The organism is Paenibacillus sp. FSL W7-1287 (genome assembly GCF_038004245.1).
In the GTDB taxonomy this organism is placed as follows: Bacteria; Bacillota; Bacilli; order Paenibacillales; family Paenibacillaceae; genus Pristimantibacillus; species Pristimantibacillus camelliae.
On record NZ_JBBORD010000001.1, the window covers coordinates 2,794,862 to 2,811,762 of the forward strand.

Consider the following 16,901-nt stretch of genomic DNA (forward strand, 5'->3'; position numbering starts at 1 on the left):
GTTAGCGCTCCTCTCCCATCTTCACTGCCTGATGTACCTTCAGCTTACGAATATGCAAGAACAAGAAGGTAGCACCTATTAGCATCATTACCGTTACGACCATAATTAATTGGTTCGTATCGCTTGCTTGGAAGATAACTCGGAATGGCGGTACCGTCTTCGTTGCAGAATCTGCTGTCTGTAGGAACGGCAGGAAGATATAACTGACTAGCTTACCGATCCCAAAGCCTAAGCCTATCGCAAGTCCAGCTGTAAAGAGCTGCTCAAGAAGCAGCATGCTCGTAAGCTGTGCCTTAGAAAGACCCATCGCTCGCAGCACACCGAACTGTACGACACGACCAGACAAGTTGAAGAACCAATATAGCAGATAGCCTGCAAGCGTAATTGCAACAGTAACTAGGAAGCCTAAGCTTAGAATACCAAATACCCCGCCACGTGTAGGAAGCTTGGATTGGATAATAAGTTCATTTCGTACATCCTTCACGCTTGCTACTTCCATATTTGCTGCAATTAACGATTCATAGATCGGAGCAACTGGAGCATCAGGCTCCATCTTTAACCATACCTCATAAGGAATTAAAGGAAGCTGATCATAGATATAGTCCAAGTTGGCAATAAGGAAAGGTTCTTCATCAGGGTATAAGCTAGGCCAATAAGGCACGATACCCACCACCGAAAATTCAACTGAACCATCTGTAAAGTTAACTGTTACATAGTCGCCGACCTTCATCTGATATTTATCAGCAATATTTTGCGGGATAATGGCACCATGCTCGTATTCACCTAAATACGATAAGTAATATGCAGGATGAACGGGATACAATTCATCCCCGAACCAAGCGACCTCAGAAAAGTCTTTATTGTCAATCCCCATAATATTGCCTTTTCCTACTGTCTTACCCGAAACAACAATATTGCTTTGTGTTTGCAGCACTCGTGCTGCAGCAGTTACACCTGGACTGGAACGGAATAGCTCAAATGGCGGCTCACTATACAGTATTTTTGCAGGTGGCTGATTACCGTTGCCACCGCCACCACCACCGTTGCCGCCACCACCGTTGCCACCACCGCCGCCACCAGGCTGCTGTGTTGGTGTAGGCGTACGTTCTGGAACACCGTCCCATACCGTTTGAATAACGACATCCGTACCGTATTGGTAGAGCGTACGCTCGGTGGAGTTAAGATCAATCGTTCTGGCAGCTGAAGCGTTATATACACCTAGCCCGATCGTTAGAATAAGCAATGTCATTAATGGATAGTAGCCTTTAGAAGAACGAGAAAGCTGTGTAAGTGTTAAATACAACGATACTGGCAAGTATTTTTTACCCAGCCATTTGAACAGCGCTAATATCCAAGGGAATACTCGTAAGCAGACGAGACCAACTGCAAAGATTGCAATAGCTGGAATAAAGAATAAGAATGGCTGAACCTGCATCTCTTCTGCACCAAGTCCTGTATTTAGCGACAGTAATTGACGTTCATTAAATAAATACCATCCATACGCGGATAATAAAACAAGCAGCACATCAAGATACCATTTTTGCCAGAAAGGCTTTTTATCTGAACGAGCCAAATCTTGTTTATAGCTTACGATAGAAGCTCTTGCATATTGTATGGCAGGAACAATCGTAGCCAGCATCGCAATAAAGACTGCTACAAGACCAGCGATTACAGTCTCCACAGAAAAACCAATCGTTATCGATTTACGGTTTACAAGATGGAGAAATCCGTCTGCTGAACCGATCGCTTTGGACATAAAGTATCCGAGTAACGGACCAACGATCAGCGCAACGAAGCCTAGCATCAAGCTTTCAATAATATACATCGAGACAATTTGCCTAGTACCGGCCCCCCGACTGCGCAGCACCGCGATATCGCTTCGCTGCTTATCAAGTGCCTGCTTCGCATTCATTGTAATAAAGTAGAACACCATGGCTAGCATAGGTGCAGCTAATGTGAACAATAGCGATTGCAGCTGCGTGCTTTGCTTACGGAATTGATCTAGCGTTTCAGCAAACGACTTATCGACACGCGTATCCTTTAATCGTTGGTACAGCTCAATGTCAAGTCTACTTAATGTAGAAGCAAGCGGGTTAATTTGACTGCTTTGAATTTGTGTAAGATCAAAATTATAATACCAAGCAGCGTTTTGAAGAACGATCTTTTGCTTTTCTAATATATGCTCCTTCATAACCTTCTCGGAGATAAACAACGTTGTAAAATTGCTTTCTAATCCGAGCATCCAGTACGAATCAGTCATGTCAGTCGGTGTAATAGCCCCTACTACTTTTACGAGCAGAGATTGAGAGCTGTTTCCAATCCGGTACTGATAGAGATCTCCTACATGTACATCGTTACGGAACATCCCTTCCTCAAGCATGACTGCCTCAATTACTCCACTGCCATCTACTGTGTCCTTAAACCATTGACCTTGCACAAGCTCATTATGCTCCTGCAGTCCACTCATGCTTTGAATCGCAAGCGTACGTGTACGACTTGCATCGATTAGAGAGGTATCTGTCGGAAGCACATTACTGCTGCGAATTCCGTATTGCTGAGCAAAGGTATGATGGTCAAAACCAATGATCTCTGGCAGGTCAACTTGTATATATTGCTCTACCGCCTTAAGTCCTTCTAAGTTCGTAGGTGTTGATGCGACCCCTTGATATTTCATAAGTAAAGAGCCAGCAGGCGAGTCTACACTGTCATTCTCAAGCTGCTTAGCAATTACACGCTTTAAAGCACCATCCGCATACATCGGTATACTCGTGGCAAATGCGACAGCAACGATAAGTCCAGCTAATGTACTAATCGTGAGCCAGCGAGTATTCCACATTTTACGGAATATAAAGCGAAAGAAAGGAAGTCTCATCGATTATCGACCTACTACTTTCTGACCAGCCTTCAGTCCCTGTAATATTTCGACATCTGTAGCGGTTTGCTGTCCAACCTCTACATCCACCTCACGTTTGTTGCCATTTTCATCAACGACCTGTACATACGTACGATTGCCGATGCTGCGAAGTGCAGAAGGTGGAATAACGATTGCATTTTCCGTACGTTTGGTCACCACTTTAATCGAAGCAGGAATTCCTCGTGTAGCACCTTCAGGCAAGCTGTCCACATCGATAATCATAAAGTCTTCTATTCTTTCAATGTCAGCATTGCCTCCACCTGGGCCTCCGTTACCGCCACCTGAAGATTCAGTTGTTTTTACTGGAAGCTGCTTAACCTTACCTTTAATTGAACCGCCATTAGAAATGGTGACTGTAGCCTCCATTCCAACTGCGATTTTTTCTTGCTCCGTTTTATTAAGCTTTGATGCAGGAACGAGCAGATTTGTATTAGCAACAATCGCGATCGGATCATACGCCTTTACAAGATCTCCCTTCTTCACAGACAAGGAAACGATCGTACCAGAAAATGGAGCTGTAATGGTTGCTTTCGCAATATCAGCTTCCATGTCCGCAAGCTTTTGACGTTTTTCTTCAAACGCTATACGCTGCTGCTCAAAGTCTGACTGATCCATCTCATCACGTGTTCGAAGCAGCTCCTTCATCGCAAGCTCATCACGTTGAAATGACAGCTTTTCCATACGCAGTGTTTTTTCCAGCTCAGTCATATCAAGCACGGCAATCGTATCACCTGCTTGTACTTGATCTCCCGTCTTCACATATACGTCCATCACATTATGATCGCCAGTTGTAAAATATACGGTCTCTTCTTCAAGCGAGATGACCTTACCCATCACGGACACAGTAGATTCTAATGTTTTAGATTGTACAGTATATTCAGGTTTTTGCGATATTTGAGGAGGCTTAATTTCTGGAAGCACCTCTTCTTCTTTTTCACTTGGAAGTAAACTGCAGCCACTTAAAAAAACTGCTGCGACTATTAGTACGATACTAGCTTTACGATATAAATTTTCCATCCACCATCTCATAAACATGGTCTGCAACCTCCAAAATTGTAGGATCATGAGTCGTCATACATATTGATATTTGTTCTGTTCTAATAATGTTTTGAAATAATGCCATCACTTGTGCTGACATTGCTGTATCAAGTTCTGCTGTTGGCTCATCCGCAAGCAAAAGAATCGGTCGATGAGCGATGGCTTTGGCAATAGCGACACGCTGCTGCTCACCGCCTGATAGCTCGAACGGCCGATGATGCATTCTCTTTTCTAGGCCTACTAGCGTTAAACATTCTTCTATTCGCTCTTTCCATTCCTTTTTCGGCTTATTCGCCATACGCAAGGAGAGCTCAACATTCTCATACGCAGACAGCAAAGGCATAAGCGCAAATGCTTGAAAGATGAAGCCCATCTCATCTCGCCTAATTGCTGTACGTTGTTTGTCGCTTAATGTACTGAAAGGCTTGCCATTAAAGTAAATCATCCCTTTGCTTGGCGTATCCAGCCCACCCAAGCTGTTCAATAATGTAGTTTTTCCTGATCCAGAGCGACCCTTAAGCATAACGAGCTGCTGTCGCTGAACGACCATATTAATACCTTTCAGTACATGAAGCTCTTTACTGCCGACCTGAAAGCTGCGCTCCATATCCTTTACTTGTAGTAAAGGAGCGTTGCTTGCGGCATCATTATGTACTTCTTGTTCCTTCTTCATTAGATTTCACGACACTCCCCACACGTAATCTATTGTACAGACGTTAACCAAGCCAAAAAGGTTACAGCTTCTGCAATATTTCTGTAAAATTTTACGTATCTTTCATATACCGATGAATATTACATAGAGGCAAACAGCAAAGGCTACTTCATTCGATGCCTACGAATAGAAATAGCCTTTGCTGTATTATTCAGATGTGCTTAACGAAGCTGCTCATTTCCTATATATACTATGCATTTCCAAATGCTTTTGGATTTTCACGCCATGCTTGCAGCGCCGCAACATCTGACTCTGCTATTTTCCCGGAAGCAACGGCCTGCTCAATTAATGCAGTGTAATTAGATAATGTATGAAGTGGAATTCCAGCTTCCGAAAAAGCATCAATTGCTGATTGGAATTGATAAGTAAATATCGCAAGCACCGCAAGCGGCTCCGCTCCTGCTTCCCGTACAGCCAGTGCTGCCTTTATCGAGCTGCCGCCAGTTGAGATAAGATCCTCGATCACGACGACCTTTTGTCCAGGATGGATACGGCCCTCGATTTGATTTTGCTTGCCATGACCTTTCGCTTTATCACGAATGTACGCCATTGGCAGATTTAGCTTTTGAGCCACCCATGCAGCGTGAGGTATGCCGGCTGTTGATGTACCTGCAATAACCTCTGCATCAGGATAAAGCTGCTGGATGAGCGTGACAAAGCCTTCAGCGACTTTATTACGGATGTCAGGATATGTCATCGTTAACCGATTGTCGCAATATATCGGTGATTTAATGCCAGATGTCCATGTAAATGGATCATTCGGTTTCAATGCTACCGCTTCAATGTCTAGCAATGATGTGGCAATGTCTTTTGCTAATTGCTCTAAAACTGTGTTACTCATGTGCAACCAACTCCTCAATAATAGATTCTAATGCTTGGCGTGGATCACTGGCAGCAGTGATCGGTCGACCAATTACCATATAATCCGTGCCTTGTTGAAGTGCCTCACTTGGAGTCATAATGCGTGACTGATCATTGAGCGCAGCTCCTGTTGGACGAATCCCTGGTGTAATCGTCTGAAATTGCTGACCGCACACTTGTTTAATCGATAATACCTCTGAAGGAGAAGCAACGACCCCATCAAGACCTGCCTGCTTCGTCAATTGAGCATAACGAAGCACTGCTGCTTCAACTGTACCCGCGATACCGATCTGTTCATTCATCACTTGCTGAGATGTGCTTGTTAGCTGTGTTACCGCGATGACGACAGGACGTTGCTTCGAACCACAGACCGATTGCACCCCTTCCATCGCAGCTTCCATCATCGCTTGCCCACCTGCTGCATGTACATTGAACATATCTACTCCAAGGGATGCAATGCTAGCCGCTCCACCCTTTACGGTGTTAGGAATGTCATGCATTTTTAGATCTAGAAATACGTTAAAGCCGCGCTTTTTCAAGCCTTCCACGAAGGATGGTCCCGCTGCATAAAACAGCTGCATTCCTACTTTAATATAACAAGGAATGCCGCTAATTTGCTCCAGCAGCTGCTCAGCCTCGGAAGCCTGTGGGTAATCAAGCGCCACCATTACTTTTGCCGCTGCTTCAGCATTTGTTAATGCCATTGTTATTCCTCCTCGGTTTCGTTACAAGCCTTTCGTATAAAAAGCGCTATATAGTCCTCGATGCTACCTCACAAGTGAAGTAGCATCGAGCTTGTTACCTATTATTTTTGATGAGACACAGGCATTGAGCGTGAAGAGAAATTGATCGTTTGCATCATAGATAGCAGTGCGCGCACTGTATCTAGAGAAGTCATGACAACGACACCATTTTCTACTGCTTCACGACGAATGCGGAAGCCATCACGTTCAGGCGTTTTACCCTTTGTAAGTGTATTGATCACAAATTGTGCGCGACCTTCACGAATATGATCTAGAATATTCGGTGTGCCCTCGCTTAGCTTGTTCACACGTTCTACATAAAGACCAGCTGCTTCAAGTGCATCCGCTGTTCCACCTGTAGCCATTAGTTTATAGCCACAGTTAGAGAATCCGCGCATTAGCTCAACTGCTTCAGCCTTGTCCTTATCGCTCACCGTTACTAGAATTGTACCGGCATTAGGAATTTTCATTCCTGCACCGATCAACCCTTTGTACAATGCTTTCGCATATTGCTCATCTCGTCCCATTACCTCACCTGTAGATTTCATCTCAGGCGTCAATGTTGGGTCAACACGACGAAGCTTAGCGAAGGAGAATACAGGTACTTTTACCGATACATGATCGTCTTCCTTCCATAAGCCATCCACGTAACCAAGATCAGCTAGCTTCTCGTTCAAGATCGCGCGAGTCGCTACATTAGCCATCGGAATATTCGTTACCTTGCTCAGGAATGGCACGGTACGTGATGAACGAGGGTTAACCTCGATCACATATACTTTTTCGTCATGGATTACGAATTGAATGTTTACTAGTCCAATAACCTTCAATGCTTTGGAAACCTTAATCGTAATATCGACAATTTGCTGCTTAATATCATCAGACAGAGATTGTGGAGGATACACGGCGATTGAGTCACCAGAGTGAACACCTGCACGCTCTACATGCTCCATAATACCTGGGATTAGTACAGTCTCGCCGTCGCAAATCGCGTCAACTTCCGCTTCCTTCCCGAGCATATAGCGGTCAATCAATACTGGATGCTCCGGATTAATTTTTACTGCGACCTTCATGTAGCTAAGCAGATCAGCATCAGAGTAGACGATTTCCATTGCACGTCCGCCTAGTACATAGGATGGACGAACGAGTACTGGATAACCAAGACGTTGCGCAGTTTCTACTGCTTCATCTACAGAGGTTACCGTGCTTCCTTCAGGCTGTGCCACATTCAAGCTGCGAAGTAGCGCCTCGAATTTTTTACGATCCTCGGCTGTGTCAATGCTTTCGAGGCTGGAGCCAAGAATGTTAACGCCTGCTTTTGCTAGTGGAGCAGCAAGGTTAATTGCTGTTTGTCCTCCGAACTGAACGATAACCCCAATCGGCTTCTCTTGCTCAATAACATTCATTACATCCTCGAAGAATAGCGGCTCAAAGTACAAGCGATCAGATGTGCTAAAGTCCGTCGATACTGTCTCAGGGTTGTTGTTAATAATAACCGCTTCATAGCCAGCATGCTGAATTGCCCATACCGCATGTACCGTTGAGTAGTCAAACTCAATACCTTGACCGATCCGGATAGGACCAGAGCCAAGCACTAAAATTTTCTGCTTAGCAGATTCAGTCACTTCATTTTCAACCTCATAGGTTGAGTAGTAGTACGGTGTAACAGCTTCGAACTCTGCTGCACAAGTGTCTACCATTTTATATACAGGCACCATTTGGAGTGATTTACGATACTCACGAATGTCATGCTCGTTCGTATATACGCCTCCTGCGAAGCCTTCTTGACGAATTTCAGCAATAGAGCGGTCGGAGAAGCCCATACGCTTCGCTTCATACAACAGTTCCTCTGAAAGCTCAGCTGTCGTACGCAACTTATCCTCAAACTTCACGATTCCTTCAATCTTATCAAGGAACCACCAGTCGATTTTCGTAATATCTTGAATTTCCTGCAATGCATAGCCGCGGCGGAATGCCTCAGCGACCAAGAACAGACGCTCATCGTCTGGTTTAAGCAAACGCGCACGCAGTACATCATCAGTCAGCTCAGTTGCTTCTTTCAAGTGAATACGATGCACACCAATTTCAAGTGAACGAACAGCTTTGTGCATAGATTCTTCAAAGGTACGACCGATAGCCATAACCTCGCCAGTTGCTTTCATTTGCGTTCCAAGCTTACGGTTCGCATCAACGAACTTGTCGAATGGCCAGCGTGGAATTTTTGATACGATATAGTCAAGTGCAGGCTCAAAGCATGCATAGGTTTGACCTGTTACTGGGTTAACAATTTCGTCCAGCGTATAACCGATCGCGATTTTCGCTGCCATCTTAGCAATTGGATAGCCTGTAGCTTTAGAAGCAAGTGCAGATGAGCGAGATACACGAGGGTTAACCTCGATCACATAATATTGGAAGCTATGTGGATCAAGTGCGAACTGTACGTTACATCCGCCCTCGATGTTCAATGCACGAATAATTTTCAATGATGCGCTGCGAAGCATTTGATATTCACGATCTGATAGTGTTTGAGATGGTGCTAATACGATGGAATCTCCCGTATGCACACCGACTGGGTCGAAGTTTTCCATATTACATACAACGATACAGTTGTCGTTCGCATCACGCATAACTTCATATTCAATTTCCTTCATGCCTGCAATTGATTTTTCAATTAGACATTGGTTAATTGGAGAGTAGCGAATACCAGATGCAACCGTCTCACGAAGCTCTTCTTCATTCGCACAAATCCCGCCGCCTGTTCCACCAAGTGTGTACGCAGGACGAACAATAATTGGATAGCCGATTGTGTTGGCGAAGCTTACTGCTTCTTCTACCGTTGTAACGATATCACTCTCTGGAACTGGCTGCTCCAATTCTCTCATAAGCTCACGGAAAAGGTCACGGTCCTCTGCTTTTTCAATTGCAGTCAGCTGTGTACCGAGCAGCTTCACATTTTCTTGCTCAAGCACTCCTGCGCGAGCAAGCTCAACAGCCATGTTAAGACCTGTTTGACCGCCTAGTGTAGGCAGTAAGCCGTCAGGACGCTCTTGACGAATAATTTGTGATACAAAATCAAGTGTAATTGGCTCGATGTAAACTTTATCAGCCATGTTTGTATCCGTCATAATGGTAGCAGGGTTGCTGTTAATAAGTACAACCTCATAGCCTTCTTCTTTCAATGCTTGACATGCTTGAGTTCCTGCATAGTCGAACTCAGCCGCCTGCCCGATAACAATTGGACCAGAACCAATAACTAGAATCTTTTTTAGTTTCGTATTTTTAGGCATTTGTTAGTTCTCCTCTCAATTTTTCAGACAATACAGCTTGGCGAGGTTTTTGTGGATTCTCTTGCTTATGCTTGCGAATCATTTCGATAAATTGATCGAACAAGTGACTTGTATCATTAGGCCCAGGCGCTGCCTCTGGGTGATATTGCACAGAGAAAGCTGGGTAATTTTTATGTTTTATACCTTCGATTGTTTTATCGTTGTTGTTAATATGAGTAACAATTAAGTCTGTACCTTCAATTGATTGCTCGGTAACAGCATAGCTGTGATTTTGTGATGTAATGTAGCAGCGACCCGTTTCCAATTCTTTAACTGGGTGATTACCGCCACGATGACCGAATTTAAGCTTGTTCGTATCTGCGCCGCAAGCGAGTGCGAACAGCTGATGACCTAGACAAATTCCGAAGATTGGGAATTCGCCAAGCAGCTGCTTAATCGTTTCAACGACATGCATATTGTCTTTCGGGTCCCCAGGGCCGTTAGACAGCTGAACACCATCTGGTGCTAGGCGACGAATTTCTTCTGCCGTTGTATTGTGCGGTACGACGATAATATCGCAATTACGTTGAGCAAGCTCATGTACGATACCATTTTTTGAACCACAATCTAGGAGAACGATGCGCTCTTTTCTTCCAGGCACAGAGTATACGAATTCTGTAGATGTACGCGCAACTTGATCAGTAAGTACAGGTGTAGCTTTCATACGCTCTAGCAGCTCTTCTACATGCTCTTGACCAGTAGTAAGAATACCTTTCATAGAACCAAACTGACGAATTTTACGTGTAAGCATGCGTGTATCGATGCCAGCAATCGCAGGGATTTCATACTCCTTCAATAGCTCTCCAAGAGAGAACTGTGCGCGCCAGTTGCTTGGAATTGGCTCATAGCGACGAACAGCCATCCCAAATAGGTTAGGACGAATTGCTTCAAAGTCATCGCGTGTAATGCCGTAGTTGCCAATTAGTGGGTAAGTCATCGTCACGATTTGCCCACAGTAGGAAGGGTCAGACAGCAGCTCTTGATAGCCTGTCATACCTGTATTAAAAACAACCTCTCCGACTTTCTCGGTTTCAGCTCCAAAGGATACTCCAGTAAATAACGTTCCATCTTCTAACAATAATCTAGCTTGCATCCGTTTCACTCCTCCAAAGTTGTTCTTTCTATTCAGTCCAGACGATATTGCCATCTACGATTGTCGCACAAGGCCAGCCCTTAAGCTCCCAGCCACCGAATGGTGTATTGTTGCTCTTGGATAAGAATGTGCTAGGGTCTACTTTTTTCGTTGTTTGCAAATCTACAATTGTTATATCCGCAGGCTTTCCAACTTCTAATGCCCCTTGCTCTAAGCGGAAAACGCGAGCAGGATCAGCAGTCATGCGCTGCAATAAGAAGCCAAGAGTCCAACGACCCGTTTCTACGAATTTTGTATATAGCAATGGGAATGCTGTTTCCAATCCTACGATGCCGAATGGAGCCAAATCTACGCCCTTCGCTTTCTCTTCAGCGCTATGCGGAGCATGATCCGTAACGATCATATCAATCGTACCATCCTCAAGCGCTTCTAGAACTGCTTCTACATCTCTTGGTGTACGTAGTGGAGGATTCATCTTCCAATTCGCATCATCAAGACCTGGAATGTCTTCATCAGATAGGATCAAATGATGTGGGCAAACCTCAGCAGTGACACTCACACCTACCTGCTTCGCAAGACGAATCAATCGAACGGATTGCTCAGTGCTCACGTGGCATACATGATAATGAACCCCTGTTGCCTCTGCTAGCAATACATCTCTACCAACATGAATCGCTTCTGATTCGTTCGGAATTCCTTTGATGCCGTGTTTTCTAGAAAATTCACCTTCCGAAGCCCATGCACCCTTGACTAAGGTATCATCTTCACAGTGCGCAATAACGGGCATATCTAGCGACTTAGCGAGCGCCATTGCATCCTTCATCATCTGGGCATTCTGCACGCCAACACCATCATCTGTAAAGCCGATTGCTCCAGCCTCTTTTAATGCTGCAAAGTCTGTTAGCTCTCGTCCTAATTCATTTTTAGTGATGGATGCATATGGAAGCACCTTAACAAGCTTCGCTTCCTCTGCTTTGTTAATAATGTAGGAAACTGTCTCAGGAGTATCGGTTACAGGCCTTGTATTCGGCATGCAAGCGATCGTTGTAAACCCACCCTTTGCCGCTGAACGCGAGCCGGTTACGATATCCTCCTTATGTGTAAAGCCTGGATCACGCAAATGCACGTGCATATCGATAAAGCCTGGCGATACGAGTTTTCCTGCTGCGTCTACAACCTCGGAGCCTTCCGTCGAGATTTGTTCAGTACTTTCTACAATCGCTTTAATGATGCCATTTTCTACTTGGATATGCTTCGTCTCAAGTGCAGCTGTCGATTCATTCCAAACACTGCCGTTCAAAATCCATAAAGACATTTATATTCCTCCTCATTGTTACGATGTTTACTCTGAACTTAATAAATTCGTAAGTAGATCGTTAGTTACGACATCGATCGTTCTACAACTGCCATTCGAATTGGAACCCCATTAGCCATCTGAGGGAAAATTTTACTGTTTGGCGCTTCTACAAGCTCACTGTCAATTTCCACATTTCGATTCACAGGCGCTGGATGCATGATGATCGCATGCGGCTGCATACGTGATGCTCTTTCAGTCGTTAAGCCAAAGCTTTCACGGTACGATTCTGCTGATTTCAGCATACCGAGTGCATGTCTCTCTAACTGAACACGCAGCATCATGACTACATCTGCATTGATTGCTTGCTCCATACTTACATATTCAGCTTCAAGCTCAGGAGCCTTCATATTATCAGGTGCACAGAAAACAACATTCGCTCCGAACTTGCGTAGGGCATATAGATTACTGCGTGCTACTCGGCTATGGTAGATATCACCAATGATTGCAACATTCAGACCTTTTAATGAACCGAAATGCTTTTGCATCGTATACAGATCAAGCAGCGCCTGAGTTGGATGCTCATTGTTGCCGTCACCTGCATTAATTAACGGCACCTGAATCTTCTCAGCCATCTCCGCAAGCAGCCCTATTGGCTTCAATCGAATCACACCTGCATCGATACCCATTGATTCAAGCGTTCGTACCGTGTCGTAGATCGATTCGCCCTTCTCCACGCTGGATGCTGCTGCACTGAAATTAATAACTTCCGCTCCAAGACGCTTTTCTGCTACCTCGAAGGATGTGCGAGTTCGCGTGCTGTTCTCAAAAAACATGTTCGCAATAAATTTCCCTTTAAGCAGCTCATGTGTTTTGCTTGGGTGCTGCTCCCAATAAGCTGCACGATCAAGTATGGATTGTATCTCTTGCTGGCTTAAGTCCTTCAAACCAAGTAAGCTTTTTGTTTGAATGGATATTGCATTCATATAAGGTTCCTCCTAGTCAAAAATCGTCACCTGATCGACCATATCAATCTCTGAAAGCTGTACCTGAATCACTTCATGTCTAGAGGTAGGAACGTTTTTGCCGATAAAATCTGGTCTGATCGGAAGCTCACGATGCCCTCGATCAACTAAAACTGCTAGCTGAATACTTTGCGGTCTCCCTTGATCCATAATCGCATCCATAGCCGCTCGTATCGTTCTCCCCGTATATAGAACATCATCAATTAAGATTACCTTTTTATTTTTCACATTAATTGCTGCTAGCTCAGTTTCACCAGGCTGCTCAGCTGCTTCAAGCGAAAGGTCAGCAGAAAGCTCATCACGATCATCACGGTACTTCGTTATGTCAAGCTCATAGGCGGGAACCTCAATGCCTTCGATATCAGATATTCGAGCTGCAATCCGATTAGCAAGGTAGACCCCTCTTGTTTTAATGCCTACAATGATGCAATCTTCAATTCCTTTATTTCGCTCAACAATTTCATGAGCTATTCTCGTTAATGCTCTGCGAATCGCCGTTTCATCCATTAAAATATGAAGTTCTGCTTCTGACATCTGCTTCACCACTTTCTGCACTTCGCATTATTGTGTTCACATGGCAACGAAAAAACTCCTTGCGAATTCGCAAGGAGTTATGACGATCCGGACAAGGAATACAATTATCCACAGCAGAAGACATTCTGCGTGAATTACGCAGAACTCTTCTAGGAAGAGACAACTATACCATATCCAAATATTCACGTTACCTTGCCAGCCTCACGGGACTGAATTAAAGGTACATCTGTATCGTAGAAATTATCGCATGTTCGACAGCTATTGTCAAGATCCGTTCTATGTTTTTTGTTCGCGCCGCTTATTGATTCGCCATTCATCTCCACCCATTAACAGACTAATGTAAAAAATCATAAGCTCTAGGGAGAAGCCTCCCCTAGAGCTTATGATTTAATCCTTATCTGTTATCTATCTGTATACTGATTCTATCTGTCAACCGTCAACAAGCTGTATTCAACCTGCTTTAGCTGCAATTAGAAGCTCAGCTTTTTAATACGAGCGATCGCCTGCTCTGTATTTTCTCGGCTGCCAAAGCTTGTTAGCCGGAAATAGCCATCACCGCATGTGCCGAAGCCAACTCCTGGTGTACCTACAATATTTGCTTCTTTCAAGAGAAAATCGAAGAAATCCCATGATGACATATTATTTGGTGTTTTGAGCCAGATATACGGTGCATTTACTCCTCCATATACCGTGAAGCCCACCTCCTGTAAGCCATCACGTATCATTGCAGCATTTGCCATATAGTACTCGATCAACTCTTTCGTTTGCGCTTGACCTTCAGGTGTATAAATAGCGGCAGCCCCTTTTTGTGTGACATAGGACACACCATTAAACTTCGTCGTATGTCGGCGATTCCATAGCTCATTAATGCTAACGAGATTATCTCCGGAAGCACGTCCTCTTAGCTCCTTAGGTACTACCGTATAAGCACAACGCATGCCTGTAAAGCCAGCTGTTTTGGAGAAGCTTCGGAATTCAATCGCTACCTGACGAGCTCCTTCGATTTCATAGATGCTGTGAGGAACATCCTCCTCAGTAATAAAGGCTTCGTATGCAGAATCGAATAAAATTAAGCAATCGTTCTCAATCGCATAATCTACCCATACCTTCAGCTCATCCTTCGTTAAGGTCATGCCTGTCGGGTTGTTCGGGTAGCATAGGTAGATCAGGTCTACACGTTCTGTAGGCAATGCGGGCTTGAAGTCATTGTCTGCAGAGCAATCTAAGTAAACGATGTTTTTATAGCGACCAAGAGCTGTGTCGAAGCCCCCTGCACGTCCTGCCATTACATTCGTATCGACATAAACCGGATAGACAGGGTCCTGTACAGCTACGATACTGTCCTGACTAAATATTTCTTGAATGTTGCCTACATCACATTTCGAACCATCACTGACGAATACTTCGTCATTACTAAGCTCAATTCCGCGACGATGATAGTCGCCAGTAATAATGGCGTCTACCAGAAAGCTATAGCCTTGCTCTGGACCATAGCCTCTAAAGGAGGATGGATTGACCATGTCATCCACTGCTTGATGCATCGCTTCAATGACTGCCTGCGGCAATCCACGCGTCACGTCACCGATTCCTAGACTAATTACATTTGCATCTGGATGCTGCTCCATATATTTTGATCTACGCTTAGCAATTTCTGAAAATAAGTAGCTGCCCTGCAGCTCTAAAAAGTGTTGATTAACCATTGCCATATGTCTCACCAATCCTTCTACGTCTCTATTATCTACGTAAAAGAATATCGTACATCGCCCTGAAACATAATACAGAATCTAGCCAAATCTTTGTACATATTTACATGGAATAAAAAAAATCTGCGACCTATCTTGATCGCAGATTTTTCAATATCGTAGTAAAATCATCAGGCAACGGCACTTCGAACTGATGCCTGTCTCCAGTACGAGGATGTGTAAAACCAAGTACTCCAGCATGCAAGGCTTGTCCAGCAAGTGGTACCGTTTTGTTGCGTCCATATACAGGATCACCAGCAAGCGGATAGCCGATATATTTCATATGCACGCGAATTTGATGCGTTCTACCTGTTTCTAGCTCAAGCTCGACAAGCGTAAAGTCATTGCCTATTCGCTCGATTACTCGAAAATGAGTGACCGCATCCTTCGCATTATGATCAGTAACGGTAAAGAGCTTACGATCATTAGGATCTCGACCAATTGGTGCATCGATCGTTCCTTCATCATGCGGCATATTGCCATGCACAAGCGCAGTATAGCGTCTCGTTACCGAGTGCTCCTTCAGCTGCTCTGCAAGCGATAGATGTGCAAGATCATTTTTGGCAACCATCAACAATCCCGTCGTATCACGGTCGATACGATGAACAATGCCTGGTCTAAGCACACCATTAATGCCCGATAGGTCGGTACAGTGATGCATGAGCGCATTCACTAGCGTACCACTGGAGTGACCAGGAGCTGGATGCACAACCATACCTCTTGGCTTATTAACAACAATAACATCCTGATCTTCAAAAATAACGTCAAGCGGGATTGCTTCAGCAACGATCTCAAGCTCCGTTGCCTCAGGAATATGTATAACGACTACATCTTGCTCATTAAGCTTGTAGTTGCTTTTAATTGATTGATTATTGACCTGTACGTAATTATTTTTTATCCAATCCTGTACCTGGGTTCTAGATACGGCAGGATCATTGAGCTGATCGGTAATAAACTTATCTATCCTTACCCCTTTATGTACTGCTTCGGATTGAAATTGCAGCATATTGTCGTGCTGTTCCTCATTCTTCATGCTCAAGTGCAACCTTACCTTTCTGTTCACGTCTCATATCAAGAAGTGTATCCAGTAAAATTAATCCTACTCCAATGACGATCGCTGAATCAGCAATGTTGAAGATCGGAAAAGTATAGCTTCCGAAGTTAAACTTAAAGAAGTCAACCACTTCACCAAAACGTACACGATCAATAAAATTACCTAATGCTCCTCCAAGGACCAAGGATAGCCCAACAAGCAATGTTTTGGAGCCCTTATCACGCATAATATGTGCGTACCACAGTATACCTACGACTATTGCGACGGTAATGATAATGAAAAAGGTCCGCTGCTCCTGTAATATTCCGAATGCTGCGCCTCGATTACGATGCGAGGTAATAAGAAAGAAATCTCCAATAACACTAAACTCATCACCAATCTTCATATTGGTGGCAATCCATTTTTTCGTTATGTAATCAATAACGAATGCGACTATCGCAATAATGAAAAACAATATTCTCATAACTTCACTCCTACATATGATGTAAGCTTATACCCCCGTTTAGTGTAGCATATCCACGTTTCACATTCTACCTTATCTCCCTGCGATGTCCTGTACACCCAAGCT

The 16,901-nt window shown here is 44.2% G+C and carries 13 protein-coding genes; all 13 read right to left on the reverse strand.

Annotated features, from left to right (window positions below; genetic code table 11):
* Nucleotide 1 precedes the first annotated feature (1 nt).
* On the reverse strand, nt 2–2,872 hold the full coding sequence (locus NSQ99_RS12780) for an ABC transporter permease (protein ID WP_340837020.1): 2,871 nt from the start codon (nt 2,870–2,872) through the stop codon (nt 2–4).
* 3 nt (nt 2,873–2,875) lie between these two features.
* Entirely contained in the window at nt 2,876–3,949 is a 1,074-nt protein-coding gene (locus tag NSQ99_RS12785) for an efflux RND transporter periplasmic adaptor subunit (RefSeq protein WP_340837022.1), read from the reverse strand.
* Nucleotides 3,912–4,625 carry an ABC transporter ATP-binding protein gene (locus NSQ99_RS12790; RefSeq protein ID WP_340837025.1) on the reverse strand — a complete coding sequence of 238 codons (714 nt, stop codon included), beginning with the start codon at nt 4,623–4,625 and terminating at the stop codon, nt 3,912–3,914. Before NSQ99_RS12790 ends, NSQ99_RS12785 begins: the two co-directional genes overlap by 38 nt.
* A 229-nt stretch (nt 4,626–4,854) precedes the next feature.
* Nucleotides 4,855–5,505 (reverse strand): orotate phosphoribosyltransferase, encoded by a 651-nt coding sequence (gene pyrE, locus NSQ99_RS12795; RefSeq protein WP_340837027.1) that lies wholly within the window; start codon nt 5,503–5,505, stop codon nt 4,855–4,857.
* On the reverse strand, nt 5,498–6,229 hold the full coding sequence (gene pyrF / locus NSQ99_RS12800) for an orotidine-5'-phosphate decarboxylase (RefSeq protein ID WP_251665647.1): 732 nt from the start codon (nt 6,227–6,229) through the stop codon (nt 5,498–5,500). The genes pyrE and pyrF overlap by 8 nt, the downstream gene beginning before the upstream one ends.
* Before the next feature lie 101 nt (nt 6,230–6,330).
* Entirely contained in the window at nt 6,331–9,552 is a 3,222-nt protein-coding gene (gene carB / locus NSQ99_RS12805; RefSeq protein ID WP_340837029.1) for a carbamoyl-phosphate synthase large subunit, read from the reverse strand.
* On the reverse strand, nt 9,545–10,684 hold the full coding sequence (gene carA / locus NSQ99_RS12810) for a glutamine-hydrolyzing carbamoyl-phosphate synthase small subunit (protein WP_340837030.1): 1,140 nt from the start codon (nt 10,682–10,684) through the stop codon (nt 9,545–9,547). The genes carB and carA overlap by 8 nt, the downstream gene beginning before the upstream one ends.
* Before the next feature lie 28 nt (nt 10,685–10,712).
* Entirely contained in the window at nt 10,713–11,999 is a 1,287-nt protein-coding gene (locus NSQ99_RS12815; protein ID WP_251665650.1) for a dihydroorotase, read from the reverse strand.
* 65 nt (nt 12,000–12,064) lie between these two features.
* Nucleotides 12,065–12,964 carry an aspartate carbamoyltransferase catalytic subunit gene (locus NSQ99_RS12820; protein ID WP_251665651.1) on the reverse strand — a complete coding sequence of 300 codons (900 nt, stop codon included), beginning with the start codon at nt 12,962–12,964 and terminating at the stop codon, nt 12,065–12,067.
* Between the two features lie 12 nt (nt 12,965–12,976).
* Nucleotides 12,977–13,537 (reverse strand): bifunctional pyr operon transcriptional regulator/uracil phosphoribosyltransferase PyrR, encoded by a 561-nt coding sequence (gene pyrR, locus NSQ99_RS12825; protein ID WP_340837034.1) that lies wholly within the window; start codon nt 13,535–13,537, stop codon nt 12,977–12,979.
* Between the two features lie 470 nt (nt 13,538–14,007).
* Nucleotides 14,008–15,237: an LL-diaminopimelate aminotransferase gene (locus NSQ99_RS12830; protein WP_340837036.1), complete on the reverse strand. Its 1,230-nt coding sequence runs from the start codon at nt 15,235–15,237 to the stop codon at nt 14,008–14,010.
* A 133-nt stretch (nt 15,238–15,370) separates the two neighbouring features.
* A complete protein-coding gene (locus tag NSQ99_RS12835; RefSeq protein WP_251665654.1) occupies nt 15,371–16,312 on the reverse strand; it encodes an RluA family pseudouridine synthase in 942 nt (313 codons plus the stop codon).
* A complete protein-coding gene (gene lspA, locus NSQ99_RS12840; RefSeq protein WP_251665655.1) occupies nt 16,302–16,796 on the reverse strand; it encodes a signal peptidase II in 495 nt (164 codons plus the stop codon). The genes NSQ99_RS12835 and lspA overlap by 11 nt, the downstream gene beginning before the upstream one ends.
* Between the last annotated feature and the right edge of the window lie 105 nt (nt 16,797–16,901).

Coding starts and splice junctions, on each gene's coding strand:
- NSQ99_RS12780 (WP_340837020.1), bottom strand. CDS start 2,872: ATGAGACTTCCTTTCTTTCGCTTTATATTCCGTAAAATGTGGAATACT.
- NSQ99_RS12785 (WP_340837022.1), bottom strand. CDS start 3,949: ATGTTTATGAGATGGTGGATGGAAAATTTATATCGTAAAGCTAGTATC.
- NSQ99_RS12790 (WP_340837025.1), bottom strand. CDS start 4,625: ATGAAGAAGGAACAAGAAGTACATAATGATGCCGCAAGCAACGCTCCT.
- pyrE (WP_340837027.1), bottom strand. CDS start 5,505: ATGAGTAACACAGTTTTAGAGCAATTAGCAAAAGACATTGCCACATCA.
- pyrF (WP_251665647.1), bottom strand. CDS start 6,229: ATGGCATTAACAAATGCTGAAGCAGCGGCAAAAGTAATGGTGGCGCTT.
- carB (WP_340837029.1), bottom strand. CDS start 9,552: ATGCCTAAAAATACGAAACTAAAAAAGATTCTAGTTATTGGTTCTGGT.
- carA (WP_340837030.1), bottom strand. CDS start 10,684: ATGCAAGCTAGATTATTGTTAGAAGATGGAACGTTATTTACTGGAGTA.
- NSQ99_RS12815 (WP_251665650.1), bottom strand. CDS start 11,999: ATGTCTTTATGGATTTTGAACGGCAGTGTTTGGAATGAATCGACAGCT.
- NSQ99_RS12820 (WP_251665651.1), bottom strand. CDS start 12,964: ATGAATGCAATATCCATTCAAACAAAAAGCTTACTTGGTTTGAAGGAC.
- pyrR (WP_340837034.1), bottom strand. CDS start 13,537: ATGTCAGAAGCAGAACTTCATATTTTAATGGATGAAACGGCGATTCGC.
- NSQ99_RS12830 (WP_340837036.1), bottom strand. CDS start 15,237: ATGGTTAATCAACACTTTTTAGAGCTGCAGGGCAGCTACTTATTTTCA.
- NSQ99_RS12835 (WP_251665654.1), bottom strand. CDS start 16,312: ATGAAGAATGAGGAACAGCACGACAATATGCTGCAATTTCAATCCGAA.
- lspA (WP_251665655.1), bottom strand. CDS start 16,796: ATGAGAATATTGTTTTTCATTATTGCGATAGTCGCATTCGTTATTGAT.